Origin of the sequence: Tetragenococcus halophilus subsp. halophilus DSM 20339 (assembly GCF_003841405.1) — a bacterium.
Lineage (GTDB): Bacteria > Bacillota > Bacilli > Lactobacillales > Enterococcaceae > Tetragenococcus > Tetragenococcus halophilus.
This window is the reverse complement of sequence record NZ_PXYA01000002.1, coordinates 653,412-670,869: the sequence shown is the minus strand read 5'-3', so window position 1 is coordinate 670,869 and position 17,458 is coordinate 653,412. Positions and strand designations below refer to the sequence as shown.

The 17,458-nt window shown below is 35.2% G+C and carries 15 protein-coding genes, 1 pseudogene and 1 other annotated feature; of the genes and pseudogenes, 4 read left to right on the top strand and 12 right to left on the bottom strand.

Features of this window, described 5'->3' with window-relative positions:
- Window positions 1–41: 41 nt before the first annotated feature.
- Entirely contained in the window at window positions 42–824 is a 783-nt protein-coding gene (locus C7K42_RS08915) for a sulfite exporter TauE/SafE family protein (RefSeq protein WP_061841019.1), read from the bottom strand.
- Between the two features lie 203 nt (window positions 825–1,027).
- On the opposite strand from C7K42_RS08915, the gene C7K42_RS08910 reads away from it, so the two are divergent.
- Window positions 1,028–2,140, top strand: coding sequence for a helix-turn-helix domain-containing protein (locus tag C7K42_RS08910; RefSeq protein ID WP_103097166.1), 1,113 nt, complete (start codon window positions 1,028–1,030; stop codon window positions 2,138–2,140).
- A 54-nt stretch (window positions 2,141–2,194) separates the two neighbouring features.
- Here C7K42_RS08910 and C7K42_RS08905 read toward each other — a convergent pair whose 3' ends face one another.
- The 6 genes from C7K42_RS08905 to C7K42_RS08875 all read right to left on the bottom strand — a co-directional run bounded on the left by C7K42_RS08905 (window position 2,195) and on the right by C7K42_RS08875 (window position 9,732).
- Entirely contained in the window at window positions 2,195–3,061 is an 867-nt protein-coding gene (locus C7K42_RS08905; RefSeq protein WP_103097170.1) for a GRP family sugar transporter, read from the bottom strand.
- A 161-nt stretch (window positions 3,062–3,222) separates the two neighbouring features.
- Window positions 3,223–4,521: a group II intron reverse transcriptase/maturase gene (gene ltrA, locus C7K42_RS08900; RefSeq protein WP_232510086.1), complete on the bottom strand. Its 1,299-nt coding sequence runs from the start codon at window positions 4,519–4,521 to the stop codon at window positions 3,223–3,225.
- Window positions 4,522–5,141: 620 nt separating this feature from the next.
- On the bottom strand, window positions 5,142–6,833 hold the full coding sequence (gene argS, locus C7K42_RS08890; protein ID WP_014125823.1) for an arginine--tRNA ligase: 1,692 nt from the start codon (window positions 6,831–6,833) through the stop codon (window positions 5,142–5,144).
- 58 nt (window positions 6,834–6,891) lie between these two features.
- Window positions 6,892–7,085 (bottom strand) — a binding site (T-box leader).
- Window positions 7,086–7,156: 71 nt separating this feature from the next.
- The gene (locus C7K42_RS08885; protein ID WP_014125824.1) at window positions 7,157–7,606 is read right to left on the bottom strand and encodes a GNAT family N-acetyltransferase; all 450 of its coding nucleotides are present in this window, start codon (window positions 7,604–7,606) and stop codon (window positions 7,157–7,159) included.
- A gap of 321 nt (window positions 7,607–7,927) precedes the next feature.
- Window positions 7,928–9,034, bottom strand: a complete 1,107-nt coding sequence (locus tag C7K42_RS08880; protein WP_014125825.1) for an IS4 family transposase — start codon at window positions 9,032–9,034, stop codon at window positions 7,928–7,930.
- Between the two features lie 116 nt (window positions 9,035–9,150).
- Window positions 9,151–9,732, bottom strand: a complete 582-nt coding sequence (locus C7K42_RS08875) for a B3/B4 domain-containing protein (RefSeq protein ID WP_014125826.1) — start codon at window positions 9,730–9,732, stop codon at window positions 9,151–9,153.
- Between the two features lie 101 nt (window positions 9,733–9,833).
- Between C7K42_RS08875 and C7K42_RS08870 the strand changes: the two are divergent.
- Both C7K42_RS08870 and C7K42_RS08865 read left to right on the top strand, forming a co-directional pair.
- Window positions 9,834–10,303: pseudogene (locus C7K42_RS08870) on the top strand (YbaK/EbsC family protein).
- Window positions 10,304–10,308: 5 nt separating this feature from the next.
- Window positions 10,309–10,764: a MarR family winged helix-turn-helix transcriptional regulator gene (locus tag C7K42_RS08865; RefSeq protein ID WP_014125828.1), complete on the top strand. Its 456-nt coding sequence runs from the start codon at window positions 10,309–10,311 to the stop codon at window positions 10,762–10,764.
- A gap of 251 nt (window positions 10,765–11,015) precedes the next feature.
- Here C7K42_RS08865 and C7K42_RS08860 read toward each other — a convergent pair whose 3' ends face one another.
- The 5 genes from C7K42_RS08860 to arcA all read right to left on the bottom strand — a co-directional run bounded on the left by C7K42_RS08860 (window position 11,016) and on the right by arcA (window position 16,560).
- Entirely contained in the window at window positions 11,016–12,461 is a 1,446-nt protein-coding gene (locus C7K42_RS08860) for a YfcC family protein (protein WP_041591864.1), read from the bottom strand.
- 43 nt (window positions 12,462–12,504) lie between these two features.
- Window positions 12,505–13,197, bottom strand: coding sequence for a Crp/Fnr family transcriptional regulator (locus C7K42_RS08855; RefSeq protein WP_014125830.1), 693 nt, complete (start codon window positions 13,195–13,197; stop codon window positions 12,505–12,507).
- A 21-nt stretch (window positions 13,198–13,218) separates the two neighbouring features.
- Window positions 13,219–14,151, bottom strand: a complete 933-nt coding sequence (gene arcC, locus C7K42_RS08850) for a carbamate kinase (RefSeq protein WP_014125831.1) — start codon at window positions 14,149–14,151, stop codon at window positions 13,219–13,221.
- 138 nt (window positions 14,152–14,289) lie between these two features.
- Window positions 14,290–15,309 carry an ornithine carbamoyltransferase gene (gene argF / locus C7K42_RS08845; RefSeq protein WP_038024312.1) on the bottom strand — a complete coding sequence of 340 codons (1,020 nt, stop codon included), beginning with the start codon at window positions 15,307–15,309 and terminating at the stop codon, window positions 14,290–14,292.
- Between the two features lie 18 nt (window positions 15,310–15,327).
- Entirely contained in the window at window positions 15,328–16,560 is a 1,233-nt protein-coding gene (arcA, locus tag C7K42_RS08840; protein ID WP_103099741.1) for an arginine deiminase, read from the bottom strand.
- Between the two features lie 357 nt (window positions 16,561–16,917).
- On the opposite strand from arcA, the gene C7K42_RS08835 reads away from it, so the two are divergent.
- Complete coding sequence (locus C7K42_RS08835) at window positions 16,918–17,403, top strand: arginine repressor (protein WP_014125834.1); 486 nt, start codon at window positions 16,918–16,920, stop codon at window positions 17,401–17,403.
- Window positions 17,404–17,458: the final 55 nt, after the last annotated feature.

Here is a 17,458-nt window from a genome sequence, read left to right as displayed (position 1 = left end):
GAAATGCAATTATTCTGCTTATTTTTTCACTAAAAATATTCTCATAGAAAAAGACGAAAACCATTATACAAATTAATCAATAAAACAATAAGAATCACGGCTTCAAAAACCCTAGAAACTTGTTTAGCCGAAATCAATCGACTAACCTTTGCACCAAGAAACCCACCAATGATTGCCGCTGGAATAACATAAAAAAGTATAGATAAGTCATAAAGAGCAAAACCCGTAGTCAAAGTAATCGTCCCTAGCTTGGATAGTTGTGAGAAAAAAATCGTACAAATCGAATAAACAGTTGCCTCTTTGATCGTCACACCAAACATTAAGATCAAAAGTGCCACATTAATCGGACCGCCCCCAATGCCCAATAAACTAGCTAAAAAGCCTAAAATAAGGCCACAAATCAAATACCAAATTCTACCCCTTAAATAGAATTTACCAAAATTGAAATGATTATAAAAGAGCGCAAAGAGTAAAGTTATCATAGTCAAAATAATTTGAAGCAGGTGCACACCTGTCCCGCTTGAAAAACTATTGAGGAAAAAATCAAATGTATGATTCCCAAGAAAGCCGCCCGAAATCGATCCACCCGCAATCCAGAGGACAAAACGCCATGAAACACTAGCGCCAGCTCTAACTTGTCGCACTGTGGAAGTAATAGACATGACAAATACAGCAACTGAAGAATAAAAGGAAACAGCCCCTACAGGATCTGCTGCAATAAAGTCCAGCACAGGTTTAATGATTACGCCACCGCCCATACCAGAGATAGCACCTACTGTGTTCGCCAAAACAATGACTAAAAAATAAACAAAACCCTTAAACATCGTTTTTCCCTTTCTATTTTTACTTATATTCACATAATACCCTCAATAAAAAGAAAAGCAAACATTCACACAAAATACATAAACATGTATATAATTACATTTTTAAGTAGAAAAAACCAACATGTGTGGATAACTAAACTAAGGGATAAAGCTTGTTACTTCCAGCTTTAGAAGAATAAAAGTAAATAGTTTTCCACAGAAAAATGGTTTATTTCAACTTCATCATGGCAATATCACCGCTTTTTTACCAATTTGAAATTTTTTCCAATCTAAATTTTATGATACCTTCGCACAGAGGTGATGATATGTTTGATATTCTATTAGAAAAACAAGATAAAATTATATTCCGAGTGTTCCAGTATTTACAGATAAAAAATCCTTGCCCGCTAAAAGAAATTGCGTCTCATTTAGGACTTAGCTTAAAATCTTTGAAACGTTATATCTTTATTTGGCAACAAAACGAAAGTAATGTTTCTATGGGGATTTCTTTTTATATAAAAGGGCCGAAAATCACAGCAATCTATTCTCCAGAAGATGCTAATCTGTTTTTAAGTTCATTGTTAGCACGAAGTTTTTCTTTTCAAATACTAGTCAAAATAATAGAAAATCCCTTTTGTACATTCAAAAAATTAGAAGATGAGTTTTATCTGTCTAAAGCCACTATGCAACGACGTATGCAAAAAATGAAACCGCTGTTATCCAGTTATGATTTAACCGTTTCTTTCACATCTGCACCTACATTAAAGGGAAACGAATTACAGATTCGATACTTCTTCCTATTAGTATCTTTGTTATACGATCCACCTTTTACATATAGTAAGCAAACGTTATATGAACGTTATAAAGAAGTACAGCAATATCGAACTAGTCAGGGCTTTCTCCTTAGTAAAGCTGTATTCACGCCCATAACTAAGTACTACCCGATCCCATTTCAAATAAACGACACTAGTCTATTATTTCTATGGAAACAATTCTCTGGTATAGAAAATATTTGGTTAAGGCCTTCATTGACCAGCGGCTTAGATTTTGCTTTGCATGCTCATACAGCATTAAATGAGTTAAAGCTTATTTCTTTATCTCAGAAACTCCATCGCTTACATAGTTTATGCGACCTTTACTCGGGTAGTTTCTTACTTACCTATAATCCTTTTTTCTTTGTAAAAGATACTAAAAGACTGACCCAAAGTTTTACAAAGCTTTTACCAAATTATCGGCAAATATTAACCACCCATCCAGAGTTACCTTATTTTTATGAAAAGCTATTACAATATGAGTCTTCCAGCAAAAATAGCAGCCAAATCATTGCTGAAGACTAAAAAAGCCGGGATACAAAAATGCGCTGTATCCCGACATAGTACTCCTACACTTTATTATTTCGTTAAACCGATCAAAATACCACCGGCAGCTACCAAGATTAAACCACCAATCGTTAGTTTTAATTCTTTTGAAGTCCTTGATTCTTTAAGGAATATAAGTCCCCCAAGGGTATTAACAATGACGTTCATTTGGGATAAGGTAAACCCTACTGCTACACCATTTACTTTATTGGAAAGTAAAATACCAATATTTCCGATCGCAAAAGCGGCACCTGCAGCAATATTTTGAAATGACTTCTTGCTGAAAAGCTCTGGTTTTTTATCAAAGAAGAAGCTAAAAGCCATTGCACCGATTGCCATACCGATTCCTTGCGGGAATAATACATCCCAGCCGTTAAGATCAGCCATACGTGGAATAACATTGTATGTTACTTGACCAATCGTTGATAAAACTAAAACAAAAAGTCCTCTTTGCATAGCCCCTTGTTTACTACTGTTGTCGCCTTTTTCTCTATAAGCGGTAAAAAATACACCAAGAATAATAACGATTAAGGCACTGATCCCATATACATAGTCCATAGTGCTTGTCCATTCATGGAAGTAAAAAATTCCGAATAAAGTTACTCCGATCAATTGCATGCCGGTTGAAATTGGCATTGCAGCTGACACTCCGATAATATGAAAACTTTCAATTTGTGTAATTTGACCAAAAGCCCAGGCTAACCCACAGACAAATGAAGCAAGTATTAAATGCCATGACCACACAGGTTGATGGAAAAATAAAACACCAATAGAAAAGATCAATGCCCCTAGAGACATTCCCATTTGTTGATTTGAAGTTTTTCCACCGATTGTTTGTAAAATTAAGGGTTGAATCCCCCACATTACTGCGGGTACAAGCGCAAGTAAAATATTACCCATAAATAAAAGACCTCCCGTTATTTATACTTATTTTATTTTTCAAAAAATGTTCCACAAGTCATGCTAACGCTTTTGAAATAAAAGAAATCGAGTAGGTGACTAGCCATTAATTGGCTAGTCACCTCTCACACCACCGTACGTACGGTTCCGTATACGGCGGTTCAATATCTTGCGTAAGCAGACTCTACCAAGGCGCTTAGTGAAACTAAGCCCCATCGGTGGAGTCTTTCGTTTGTAAGTGTCCGATGAACTTCAGACGTTTTGGACAGTCGCCAATATTTCTTTCTAGAGGATCCGATTTTCTTGGCGCCGTTTAAATCTAAACCATAAGACAATAACTTCGTTATTTTCGTTTTGGGAACTTTCCAACGTTTGAGGATCAGCTGCCTGATGCGGTGATGTAACCATGGTTCAATTTCCTTTTGAATAAAACCTCGAATAAATCCCAATCCGAAATAGCCTATCCAGCCACGCGTGACTTGATTGATTTCCTCTATGATCGTTCGAAAATCACCCGCACGCTTACGGCTTGTTCGACGTTTCAATTCGGCTTTGAATTTCTTCTTGGCTTCTTTGGTAGGGATAAAACGACAGGTGCCATTGACTTTCATTATCAGACAGCTCAAGAATTTTAAACGCGTTGGTGCCCCCACTTGACTCTTGTCTTGATTAACAATGAGTTTAAGATCTTTTTCAATGAAACGGGTCACACTTTTTAACACTCGTTCGCCCGCACGTTTTGACTTGACATAGATGACGAAGTCATCGGCATAACGAACAAATTGGTGTCCTCTTTTCTCAAGTTCTTTATCCAGTTCATGTAAGTAAATATTACAGAGAAGAGGCGATAAGACCGCCCCTTGAGGTGCACCCGACTTTCTTTCTACGTATTCGCTAGACAGGTTAATCACACCACTCGTCAAGAACTTACGAATAACCTTGAGAATTGCCTTATCTTGAATAAACTGCTCTAAGTGATACATGAGCTTGTCATGATTTAGTGTGTCAAAGCATTGTTTCAAGTCACAATCGACCACCACTTTATAGCCTTCCTCATAATAGGCGACACATTGCTTCAAAGCAGTGTGTGTTCCCTTATTCGGGCGAAATCCGTGGCTTTGTGGAAGAAAGTATGGGTCAATGATGGGCTCAATGACTTGTCGAATCGCTTGTTGAACTACGCGATCACGCGCACATGGGATTCCCAATTGGCGTTTTTCACCATTGGGTTTCGGTATTTCGACTTGTTTGACCGGTTGTGGCTGGTAGGTCCCTTGAAGCAATTTCTGCCTTAGTGGCGCATACAACTTCTCAATGTGGTCTTCTACTTCATCCACAGCCATACCATCGACACCAGCGGCTCCTTTATTACGTCGGACCCTTGTTGCGGCTGTCTTAAGATTTTCTTTTCTTACAACGGACTTCATCAAAGATGAAGACTTACGATACATTTCTTTCATTTCTCCTAGAGGATAACTCGACACATCTACATACGCTTTCAGGTTCCACCTTATCCCTCTGTAGATTGCCAACCTTATGGTTGTTTTCTGTCTTCTTTGCTTCCTCTAACCTCCAATCTATACTTTGTATGAATATTGTTCGGTCCTTCGGTACATTTTCCCTACTATGACCTCAGCTGACTTCTATCTATTCGTTGTTACTACGATTTCTATCGCTAGGCAGACCTCCTCGGGTAAGGTGCGATAACTTTCCACTCACGTCACCGCCTCATTTACTGTATGGGATTCGGGCAGTATTGGACTTTGCTTTGTTTTGCAAGCTCGTCCGTCCCAATTCAGCCTTCTTATGAGATTCCTGTTCGTCAGTGCGAGTGTTTGCCTCCAGCTTCCTTCAGATTCCGCCTCACGACGGACACCCTTGCTTTTGGCTAACAGTTCCTACTGCCAAGCCTGTAGTGGACTTTCACCACCAAGTTATCGCCCATGCCGAGCGCACCAAAAATTTCGATGCATATAAAAAAGCATCGAAGCTACTCAGCGCTTCAATGCTTTTGCTATCTTTTAAATAACAATGTTTACAAAATGTAAGTTTAAATACACTTTTATTTAATGATCATTTTTTACATCCTCTCGGGAGCTTGCAATCCCAATAAATGTAGGTCCTCTTTTAACAAGACTGTTACCACATATACCAAAGCTAAGCGAGCTTCTTGTTGTTTGTCTTCAGCTAAGATTCTAGTATTCCCATAATATTTATTAAATGCTTGAGACAACCTAATTGCGTGTTTAGCTACAACAGAAGGCTCGTATTTATCTGCCGCTTCTAAAACCATCTCAGGATAACCTTGAATAAATTTAACAATCTCCCAGCTTCCTTCATCATCTAAAGCATAATTTTTATTCTTATCTGGGGTAAACCCTGCTTTTCTTAATATACTCATTGCGCGAGCATAAGTGTATTGTACATAAGGCCCAGTTTCACCTTCAAAACGTACTACTTCTTCTAGAGTAAAATCAAATGTATTCAAACGATCATTTTTTAAATCATGAAAAATAACAGCCCCTACACCTACTTGCTTGGCTATTTCTTCTTTATTTTCTAAAGAAGGATTTTTTTCAGCAATTTGATTTTGTGCTGACTGGATCGCATCATTTAAAACTTCTTCTAAAAGAACCACTTTACCTTTACGTGTAGATAATTTCTTACCATCTTTTGTAATTAATCCAAATGGAATATGGATCATGTCATCTGACCAATCATAACCCATTTCTTTTAATGTTGCTTTTAATTGTTTAAAATGATAACTTTGTTCATTTCCTACCACATATAAAGACTTCGCAAAGTCATAAGTACGCTTACGATATAAAGCAGCTGCCATATCCCGCGTAATATAAAGCGTACCGCCATCACGTTTTTTAATTAAAGCAGGGTTAAGATCATAAGCAGACAAATCAACGATTTCAGCGCCTCGGTCTTCTTTCAATAAATGTTTTTCTTCCAACAATTCAACAATTTCATCCATCTTATCTTCATAAAAAGCTTCCCCTTTGTAAGAGTCGAAAGTTATTCCTAACATATCATATATCTTATCAAATTCTTTTAGCGATTCTGAGCGGAACCATTTCCATAAATCAACAGCTTCTTGATCGCCATTTTCTAACTTCCTAAAAGCAGCTCTTCCTTCTTCTTCCAATGCCGGTTCTTCTTCAGCTTTTTCATGAAACTCAACATAAAGATTCAATAACTCCTCAATGGGGTTATTACGTACTTTTTCTTCTATTCCCCATTTTTTATAAGCTACGATCAACTTACCAAATTGGGTGCCCCAATCACCTAAATGATTAATTTTAACAGGCTGATAACCAACTTTTTGCAAAATAAGTGCAATTGAATTTCCTATTACCGTTGAACGAAGATGCCCCATAGAAATAGGTTTGGCAATGTTAGGTGAAGACATATCAATAGGCACATTATCGTCATTGCCTATATTAAAATCACCATAATGTTCGCCTTGTTCGATCACTGTTGTTAATACATCATGAGAAACTTTTTTCTTATCCATGAAAAAGTTTATATAAGGGCCTACAACTTCCACCTTTTCAAAAGCAGTATCGTCAATTTGTTCAGCTAATTCACTGGCGATTTGTTGCGGGGCCTTACGATAAATCTTAGCCAAAGAAAACGTAGGAAAAGCCACATCACCATGTGCTGCTGACTTAGGGTTTTCTAGTAGATACTCTACTTGATCAAGTGTTAAATCATCGTGTACGACATCAAAGATTATTTTTGCTACAACTTCTTTATTATTCATTTATATCCTCCAAATTTCTTTATTATTTTCCACAAAAAAAGCCTCTAGCATTTTAAACGCTAGAGACGAGATTTCCCGCGGTACCACTCTTATTGTTTGTTTTCAAACCAACTCTATCTGGTAACGGCAGACTCCGTTTGCTAAGCAAAATTTCACAAGTGCGTTTCCCTTTTCATATCCATTCGGCTTCCACCATTTCCGAACTCGCTTATAAGAACTTTGAAAAGATAATCTCTTGATCTCTAATTTTTTATAATATTTAGGAAGATTATAACAAACTTTCTTATCTTTTACCAGTATGACTTCTTTAACAACCTTTTCTATTAAGAAGTCGCATAATCATTTTTTTCCATATTAATATGAGGAATACCATCTTCTAAGTATTCTTCCGATACTGCTTCAAACCCAAACGAAGTATAAAAATTATATAAATAAGTTTGTGCCTCAATATGCATTTTTCCCCCGGGAAAATAAACTTGGATCCATTCAATTATTTGTCGCACCAACTCTTTGCCTAGACCCTTCCCACGTTCTTTCTTTTTAACAAGTACTCGACCGAAATGAACCAAATGTTCTTCAGAATAAACACGAGCATAAGCAAGTAAGTTAGCTTGTTCATCCTCTAACCAAAAATGATAGGCTTGCATATCAATAGCATCAATTTCTTGATACGGACAAGCTTGCTCCACTACAAACACAGCCACTCGGTTTGCCATTAAGTAATGGTATTGATGAAGAGTTAATTCAGAAAACTTTTTTATCTTTGTCTGCAAACTACACACTCTCTTTCTAAGTAAAATCAAAGCGTTATCTCTGGTTGTTGTTTTGTGATTAGACCAAAAGTGGTTTCAATGGATAGGTATTGCTTTAGCCTACTTTGTAATAACTGAATGGCCTGTTTGTGTTCAGCTTTACGTTCAGGGTTTATATTTTCCATCACTAGTGGTGCATTAATATAATCAGAATATTCAGATTTTAACTTTTTCTAAAAAATGACAAAAAAATCAAATGCTTACGCAAGGGATGACTTTTCCAGAAAAAATTTTTTCATTATTTATCTGAATACTGTTGCAACGACGACAAATGCTATTTCGTCACGTAGGAACGAGTAATACCCACAATTCTTCAAAAGGTTGAAAAAGCAGATGTTTTAATAGGCGCTTGATTTGGAACGGGGATTTCTTACTTCCTGTCTCTACTTTGAGTAAATACGTCAATAGACTGGCAATCATGGCGAGAATGATTTGATTGCTTACCCCTTTTTCACTGTATGAAAATAGCTTTTTAATCGTCATATGTTGCTTGATATGCTTAAAAAATAGTTCAATTTGCCATCTCGCTTTGTACATGTCGGCCACTTCTTGGGCGGTCACATCAAAACGGTTGGTGACAAAGCGTAATTGTTTTCCTTTTTCATCCTGAATCGTGACCAAGCGAAACGGGGAAGTGAAATAAACCTGAGTGCCTAACACTACCATTTGGTCACGCAAAATGTTTTTACTCTGAGAAGGTTCATAAGTTTCTAGGACATGAACTTTGGCATTTTTCTTCACTCTTGTGACGAAAAAGTAGCCGTCAGCTTCCATCTCGTCCAGTCGCTCGTAATCAATATAGCCACGATCAAAGATATAGGTCGCTTCCGGTTGATTGACAAAAACTTCTAAGTGATTGTCATCATGTTCAACCGCATTCGTGACTTCAAACTGATCCGGATACAAGTGTTCTTTATCCATAAAACAGAGTTTTAAGTGCAGTTTGATCCCTGCTTTGGTTGAGCGAAAGTCTGCCCAAGGGTACCGAGTGGTATTTAACGAAAAAGTGGAAGAATCCACGAGATAGAGTGCGTTTCGTTTGGTCACCGGTATTTTTGACCGTGTTTTTTCCAGTAACTGCGCGAAAATCGCCCACAAAATTTCGTCATCCATCTGGGCGAGCTCACGGGAAAGCTGCGAATGACTAATGGCATCTAACGCCATGGTCTGTTGTAGATCAGGGGAAACAAACGCTGTATCTATTTCACGTAAACTTTCGCACTCATTGTCGATGCCATAGAGAAACACTTTCAAAAAGTGTTCAAAATCAAACTTTTTATGATACTTGTCGGCTTGAGAAATTTTCTCACGAATAGAAAAAGGTAATTTTTTTAAAATAATATTCGAAAACCATTTATTAAAAGCTGAAATTGTTTTATACTTATCCATGTGTTTGTCCTTTGTATTGGTCTTGGATAAGTCATCCAAGACCAGTATAAAGGATTTTTTTATGGATGGAAATAGTGTGAAACATAATGAGTGAATTTAAAATGTTTCATGCACCACTAGTGATTTTCCATATAAAAAACTAAATTTGTAGTATCTTCTGTAACTTGTACGCGAGCACTATCTCGCCAAGCCCAACAACGACTAATAATAGACTCAGAATCTTTATACACTACTTCTCCTGTAAGTGCTTCTTCTGTCCTTTCTTCACTAATTGGAACAAATATTTCTCCTCCTTGTGCAATCGTTAGTTCAAGATCTCCTTTAAGAAAATCTCTATCTTCTCCAGCAACAGGAAAAGCCCACTCTAAGGAAACGGAATTATAGATATCTACTACAGGATTAATTGATTTGACACCATTTTGTTGCTTAGCACGCTTCAACAAATTTTCAACAGCACAACGTGCGCCTTTTTTAGTTTTAAATCTTTGATAAGCCGTTCGCCAATCTTTGATAACCGGATTTGCACTGATAGGATCTTCTTCTACCCATTTTATTGCACGTGAATTTGCTTGTTTTAAAAGATCTTTAGGCATATTTTCGTATGAACGATTACTCACGTCATCTGCTAATAAAACGGCAATTTCTGTTTCTGGGAAAAGCTCCCAGAATGAATCTCTCACAATAAATTTTTGCTTCATATTAAGTTAACTCCTTTGTCATATTTTTCATTAATCGTACAATAATAATGTTGAATATTCAACATTATTATTGTACTGTAGTAAAAAGAGGTGGAATTTCAATGCTAAATTTGGTAACTACATTAAATAAACAAGGGTTGTATTACGAATTATATCAACACCAAGAAATCTTCAGTAACGAGGATGCCTTAGTTGTTAAAGCAAAAAAGGGTTTCTCAGGTACTGAAACAAAAAGCTTATTTTTAAAAGATTCCTATGACAAATATTATATCTTTTTCACTTTCACAACAAAAAAAGCGGATTTTAAAAAAATTCACCAATTAACAGGAAAACGATTAAAAATTGTTGCAAAAAATGAAATGGAACAGACAACTGGACAAAGAGCTGGCGCTGTTTCCCCGCTAGGCTATGATTCAAACATCACGATCATTGTTGACGAAGAGTTATTTAACCAGGAGAAATTAGTTTTGCTCCAGGTAGACCAGACCAAACAATGGTTATTTTAGCAAAAGATTTGCTTACTATTATCGGTTTATTTAAAAATAAATACTACATTTATCCCAAGGAGTGAAATCATTGTCTCAAATTTTACGAGAAATAGGAAACATCGCACGCGCCTTAGACTATATTAGTAATGTTGAATTTAAAGATATCCATTTGAATAAAGGGCAATACCTTTATCTAAGTAGAATTTATGAAAACCCAGGTATTATCAATGATAACTTAGCCAAGTTAGTCAAAAATGATCGCACAGCTGTAGCTAAAACAGTAAAACATCTTGAACAGGAGCAGCTGATTTTAAAAAAAGCTGATTCAACAAATAAAAAAATTCGATGCCTTTTTGTCACACAAAAGGGAGAAAAATTACATGATTATCTGCAACGAGAAGAGAAATATTCAAGTAAACAAGCATTAGCTAATCTTTCCTTAAAAGAACAAAAGCAATTATTGAACTTATTGAAAATAGTGAGCTCAAATGTTTCATTCGATTGGGACTTTGTTCGGCAAGGTTATAAAAGAAATTACGAATAGAACTGTTTTATTCTTGCTAATTAGAAAACTCATCTACATTAGTAAAAGAAAGTTAGAGTAGCAAGTTATAAACTAATATAGATTATCTAAAACCTTTTATTACAAAAAAACCAGCAACTTTTTTACGAAAGTACTGGCTGATTTTGTTAATATAATCATTAAAAATTTATTCTCAATTGCGTCACTGCAATAAAGTACTAAATTAAAAAAACTTGGGTACCTTTATTTGAACACCCAAGTTTTTTTAATAATCAACTAGCTACTAGCATTGAAATAATCAAAATAAGTAAGTTCAAAACACCTAAAACAATTATTGGTTTACGCATAAATTTTATCCAAGTAGAGTAATTTACTTTTGATACTTCCAATCCACCCATTACAACACCCGAAGTAGGCGTAATTAGGTTAATTAAACCACAACCAGAGGCAAAAATCATAACCATCACATCTGGACTTAAACCTATGTTATTTGCTAATCCACCCATAACAGGAATAGAAACATAGGCCAAACCTGAAGTAGAAGGGATTATGAAAGATAGACCTAAATACAATACATAAGCACCAATTACGAATAAAATTGGAGAGAAATCTTGTAATAACCCTGCAGCTTTATCCAAAATAAATAGATCTAAATAGGTAGTAGACATTAATACTGAAGCACCACGCGCTACTACGATAATTAAAACAACAGATAACATATCTTTACTACCTTCAACAAAAGAATCTACTGTTTCCTTCTCAGAGAATCTTCCAACAATTGCACAAATTAGACCGATAATGAAGAACCACATTGCTAAATCTCCAAAATACCAATCGCCGAAACTTTCTCCTGTTAAAAAGGAAGTCCATCCATCAAAAATCGTAACCCCAAAATCTCCCCAAGGAATCAACGATACAATCATAACTAGAAAACAAAATGCAAAAATAGATAAAATAATTTTATGACGTTTCGTAAAAGTCAAATCTTTTTTATCTTCTTGCCCGAAGTTTTCTTTCATATCCTCTTGTTCTTGCAATGAAAGAATTGTTGAACCCTTGTCTTCTTTTACTTTTTTAGCGTAACGCATCACAATAAAAATGGAGTAAGCAGTAGAAACAGCCCAAAGCATAAATCCTATCAATAAAATGACCCCTGTGTTAGGCTGAATACCGATTCCCCTCAAAGCATCCATTGCTACGCCTGTTGAAAATGGATTAACAGTTGAGCCAATTACCCCTGAGCCAGAACCGAGTAACACAGTACCTACAGCAACAATTGTGTCAAAACCTGCCGCTACTAGCGTAGCAGTTAATAAGCTATAGAAAGGAATTGTTTCTTCAGCCATACCATAAGTAGATCCACCAATTGAAAATAATACCATTAAAATAGGAATTATAATTAATTCATTTCCCTTTAACTTTTTTACCACCATTTGTATGCCAGATTCAAGTGCGCCCGATTGAGTAACAATATTCAAAAAACCACCTAGCACTAAAATAAACACACTAATTTCAATTGCATCACGGAAACCATTGAATGGAGCCATCACAATATCTGATATTTTAGCGCCAACTACTTGATTAACCGTCTCGCCATCGACCGTCTGCGGAGAAAATGTCTGACCATTTAGTATTATTGTTAGTATACCTAAAGCAATAAGAATAATAAATAAAATACTAAATGACGATAATTCTTTTCTTTTCTTTTTTTTTGCCATTTTATTTTTCACAGTTAGAGACTGTGTCCGACCTTCTTTCTTTTTAATTTGTTAGTCGTTCAACAAAAAAAGTACTGTCTAAGAAAATCAACCGTTTATGATTATAGCGAATCAGTTTTGATTGAACGAGCTGTTTAATTATGCTACTAGTGGTCTCCCGAGTTGTACCACTCATTGTCGAAATATCCGTAATCGTCACCGGAGAGGCAAGTTCTATTTCGCCTGTCCGTTGATTCCGTTCTGCTAAATCACTAAATAAAATTGCAAGAGAAGTAATAACACGATCATAAGTATTACTTATTATGCCCTTTTGAATTTTCATATTTTTAGTTTTTAAGGCCTCAGATTGTATCTGTAAATATTTGACTAATTGTTTCGCATTATTACTAAGAAGTTTCTCAAAGAATTTTACTGGTATAATAACGACTTCAATATCCGTTTGCGCGATTGCTGAAAAAGTATAAGTCTCATCATAAAACAATCCAATTAAGGGAAACAGTTCATCGCTAGGTATGAACTGTAAATACATGAATTCCCCGTTGATGTCGGATTTTTCAATTCTAATTGTACCTGAGTTCAAAAGATAAAGATGAGACCTGCTATCTCCTGGACTATACAATACTTGCCTTTTCCGGTAATTTCTCACTAAACTATTACGCTGAATCAAATTAATTTCTTGATCAGAAAAATATTGAAAGTATTTATTATATCTCGTAATCACTTCTTCTATCTCCATTTTAACTCTCCTAAAAAGCTTTTATTTAGTTATAACGGTACCGATAGTCTCATTTTGTTCCATTTTACCTAAATTTTCTAAAGATGTAATTATCGCTTGTTTTTCCGGGTTATTATTCGCAAACGAGATAGCAGCTTCAATTTTAGGTAACATACTACCTGGTGCAAAATGACCTTGTTCTTTATATTCTTCTAATTCTGCAACTGTTACTTGTTCTAATTTTTTCTCATTTTCTTTGCCATAATTTATATATACATTATCTACACCTGTTAGAATGATAAAAGTATCAGCTTGAACTAAATCAGCTAGTTTTTCTGAAGCAAAATCCTTATCAATAACAGCTTCTACGCCTTGCAAAGATTTTCCTACAACGGGGATGCCACCACCACCACATGAAATCGTAACAACATCACTATTTACTAGCTTATTAATTGTACTTGCTTCATGGATATCAGTGGGTTTAGGGCTAGGTACAACTTTACGCCAACCTCGGCCTGCATCTTCTTTAAAAGTTGCTCCAGATTTCATTTCCTCATCTGCTTCTTCTTTAGTTAAAAATGGGCCTACTGGTTTTGACGGATTTTTAAAAGCGGGGTCATTCTCATCAACAACAACTTGTGTTAACACGGTAGCAACCTGTTTATCAATCTCTTTCTTAGCTAGTTCGTTACTCATAGCATTTGACAACCAATAACCAATGCTACCTTGTGTCATAGCTACACAAGTATCTAACGGCATAGCTGGATTCTTTTCACTATTAGCAGCTTGTTGTTGTAATAATAAGTTACCTACTTGTGGTCCATTTCCATGTGAAATAATCAAATCATTACCAGCTTGGACTAATTGAACTAAATATTTAGAAGTTTGAACCAACGCTTCTTGTTGCGCTTTCGCGCTGGCATCATCTGAAAGAATCGCATTTCCTCCTAAAGCTACGACAACTTTTTTACCCATAATTATTATGTCCTTCCTTTCCTTTAATAAATAAAAATTATTAGTAAAAAATAGTCTGCAGTTAACATTAATTAAACTATATAATAACCACAAACTATTTTTTACTTTTAAATTTAAAACAGTAAAACGTTTGCTTATTTACACACGTGGGATAAATAAATTACCTAACGTTGCAGCCATGATAGCTTTAATTGAATGCATTCTGTTTTCTGCTTCTTCAAATTGTCGTGCATATTTACTTCTAAATGCTTCATCAGTAATTTCCATTTCATCAATTCCATAATCCTCAGAAACCATTTTTCCATATTGTGTTTTAGTATCATGAAAAGCAGGTAAGCAATGGAGAAGGATTAAATTATTATCTTGGTTACCTGTTTTTTGGATCATATCCATATTAATTTGATAAGGTTTCAATAAATTAACTCGTTCTTCAAATTTGTCTTCTTCACCCATAGAAACCCAAACGTCAGTATATAAAACATTTGCATCTTTAACACCTTTTGCTACATCATCAGTAACCATCAATTGTGCGCCCGATTCTTTAGCAAATTTTTCGGCATAATTTACTACCTCTTGTGTAGGTGAAAGTTCTTTAGGTGAACAGATTCGTACGTTTACTCCTAAAATTGCCCCTGTTACTAAAAGACTATTTGCTATATTATTACGTCCGTCACCAACATAGACAAGAGTAATACCTTCTAATTGTCCAAAAGCTTCTTTAACAGTCATAAAATCAGCGATCATTTGAGTAGGATGCCATTGATCAGTTAATCCATTCCACACGGGAACACCAGAATGTTGTGCTAACTCTTCGACTGTGTCCTGACTAAAACCACGAAATTCAATACCATCAAACATGCTACCTAATACAATTGCAGTATCTTCAACAGATTCTTTCTTTCCTAATTGAATATCATTTGCACCTAAAAATTCTGGATGAGCCCCTAAATCAATAGCTGCAGTTGTAAATGCAGAACGTGTCCTTGTTGAATTTTTTTCGAATAGTAACGCAATGTTTTTTCCTTCTAAATAATGATGCGGTACGCCACGTTTCTTCAAATCTTTTAAATGCAAACTAAGATCAATAAGGTACTCTAATTCTCCACGAGTAAAATCTTTTTCAGCTAATGAGCTACGTCCTTGAAATACTGATGTCATTATAAACTCTCCTGTTCTTTATTTTGTAAGGTCTTCACGATATAAAGGCATACTCATACAACGAGGACCGCCACGTCCACGCACTAGTTCACTACCATGAATATAATTTAATTTTACCCCTGCTTTTTCTAACGCTTTGTTAGTTACCGTATTACGGTCATATACAACCACTTCCCCTGGAGCAATTGTTAAAGTGTTTGAACCATCATTCCATTGCTCTCTTGCAGCAGCAGTAACATTGCCATCACCACAACGAATTAATTGTACAGAATCACGGTTTAAATATTTTGCTAAAATGTGTTCCAATGTGTCCTCTTCTCGCACAATATTTAATTCGCCATCTGCTTTTGGTGTAATTGAATAAACTTCTAACTCACCTTCAATTTCTGGATGAATTGTAAATTTATCATAATCTATCATCGTAAAGACAGTATCTAAGTGCATGAATTTACGATATTCACCAATATTAAAGGCTAAAACGCAATTGAAACCTAATTCTTGTTTAAAAATATTTTTTGCTAGTTTTTCAATAGAAGCAGCTTCTGTCCGTTGAGAAATTCCTACGGCTAAAACGTCTTTAGAAAGTACTAATTCATCACCACCTTCAATACGAGTTGTATCATTACGATCATAAACTTTAGGGACTTCATTGCCTGCAAAACGTGGATGGTATTCAAAAATATACTGCCCATAGATAGCTTCTCTTTGTCTTGTTACCGAATACATATGGTTTAAAGAGACCCCGTTACCCATTGTAGCAAAATTATCTCGAGTAAAATATAGATTCGGCATTGGATCAATTACAAATGGATAAGCGCTTTCTATCATGTCAGCTAAACCTTCAAATTGGTATTCTGGCATTTCAACCTTTTGAATCCCGGCAACCGTTTTATCAATCAACTCACGATTATCTTCAGTTGCAATCAGCATTTCTCTTACTTTTTCTCTTACCGCATGACTACGAATACCTGCTTCATCTAAGTATTGATCAATGAATTGTATACGAACTTCTTCACTAACCAATGACTCCGCTGCCAAATCTTCCAAATAAACAACTTCTACTCCTTTATCACGAAGCATGCCTGCAAAATGGTCATGCTCCTTTTGAGCCTGTTCTAAAAATGGAATATCATCAAATAGTAGTCTTTCCAAATAATCAGGCATTAAATTTTCCAGTTCTTTCCCAGGTCTGTGTAACATAACCGTTTTAAGCTTTCCAATTTCTGAAAAAACATTAATTGGCTTACTCATAACTTAAGTCCTCCTCTTTATTTAACTTACAACATAAGGATAATAAATTATCCAATCACCAATTGTGAAATATTCAGCAAATAAAAAGGAAATTATACAACGTTATTCAATTATTAGTATATTTTCAACGAAATAGAATGCGCTTTTTTTTAAAATGCAAATTTTTGCTGTATATTTATCATTAATTTTTCATTTTATACATAATTTTTTTTATTCTTTAATTTGAAACGCTTGTTCACTTTAATACAATCGTTTCCCACTAGCTCATTTAACTACACTTTATAAGGAAAAAATGTGTAGTACTTGTTATAATAATAATAGAAGATCTAAAATTAGTTAAGTGAAGGTGGTGAACAAATGAACCGTACACAACGTCAAGCTATCATAAAAAAAATTGTTACTGAAAATGAAGTTTCTACTCAAAACGAATTATTAAGCCTACTTGAAAAAGAAAAAGCTCTTACTACACAAGCAACCATCTCTCGCGATATACGGGAATTAAATATTACAAAAGTAGAAGATAATAGTGGAAAATCATATTATCGTATATTAAACAATTCTGTTTTAGGCACAAAGAAGAAGTCAGAAGAAGAACGTCTGAGCGATATTATTATGGAAACTGGAGTCTCTTTAACTCAAATAGAATTTACCAACCTACTAACAGTCCTTCCTGGCAATGGTAACGCGATTGGTGTTTTAATCGATAAAGTTCGTGTAGAAGTTAATAGCAAAATTGTTGGCTGTATTGCTGGTGATGATACCATTTTAATACTTTCTAAAAATGAAGAGGACGCTCGCATGGTGAATGAATACTTTCAACAATATTTATTTCACGTTTCTTAATAAAAATATTATTAAGTAGTCCTTTAGTTTTATTTTTGATATAATTAATATGAAT

Coding starts and splice junctions, on each gene's coding strand:
- C7K42_RS08910 (WP_103097166.1), top strand. CDS start 1,028: ATGGTTTATTTCAACTTCATCATGGCAATATCACCGCTTTTTTACCAA.
- argS (WP_014125823.1), bottom strand. CDS start 6,833: ATGAATAATAAAGAAGTTGTAGCAAAAATAATCTTTGATGTCGTACAC.
- C7K42_RS08915 (WP_061841019.1), bottom strand. CDS start 824: ATGTTTAAGGGTTTTGTTTATTTTTTAGTCATTGTTTTGGCGAACACA.
- C7K42_RS08905 (WP_103097170.1), bottom strand. CDS start 3,061: ATGGGTAATATTTTACTTGCGCTTGTACCCGCAGTAATGTGGGGGATT.
- C7K42_RS08875 (WP_014125826.1), bottom strand. CDS start 9,732: ATGAAGCAAAAATTTATTGTGAGAGATTCATTCTGGGAGCTTTTCCCA.
- C7K42_RS08855 (WP_014125830.1), bottom strand. CDS start 13,197: ATGGAGATAGAAGAAGTGATTACGAGATATAATAAATACTTTCAATAT.
- ltrA (WP_232510086.1), bottom strand. CDS start 4,521: ATGAAAGAAATGTATCGTAAGTCTTCATCTTTGATGAAGTCCGTTGTA.
- argF (WP_038024312.1), bottom strand. CDS start 15,309: ATGACATCAGTATTTCAAGGACGTAGCTCATTAGCTGAAAAAGATTTT.
- arcA (WP_103099741.1), bottom strand. CDS start 16,560: ATGAGTAAGCCAATTAATGTTTTTTCAGAAATTGGAAAGCTTAAAACG.
- C7K42_RS08860 (WP_041591864.1), bottom strand. CDS start 12,461: ATGGCAAAAAAAAAGAAAAGAAAAGAATTATCGTCATTTAGTATTTTA.
- C7K42_RS08835 (WP_014125834.1), top strand. CDS start 16,918: ATGAACCGTACACAACGTCAAGCTATCATAAAAAAAATTGTTACTGAA.
- C7K42_RS08880 (WP_014125825.1), bottom strand. CDS start 9,034: ATGGATAAGTATAAAACAATTTCAGCTTTTAATAAATGGTTTTCGAAT.
- arcC (WP_014125831.1), bottom strand. CDS start 14,151: ATGGGTAAAAAAGTTGTCGTAGCTTTAGGAGGAAATGCGATTCTTTCA.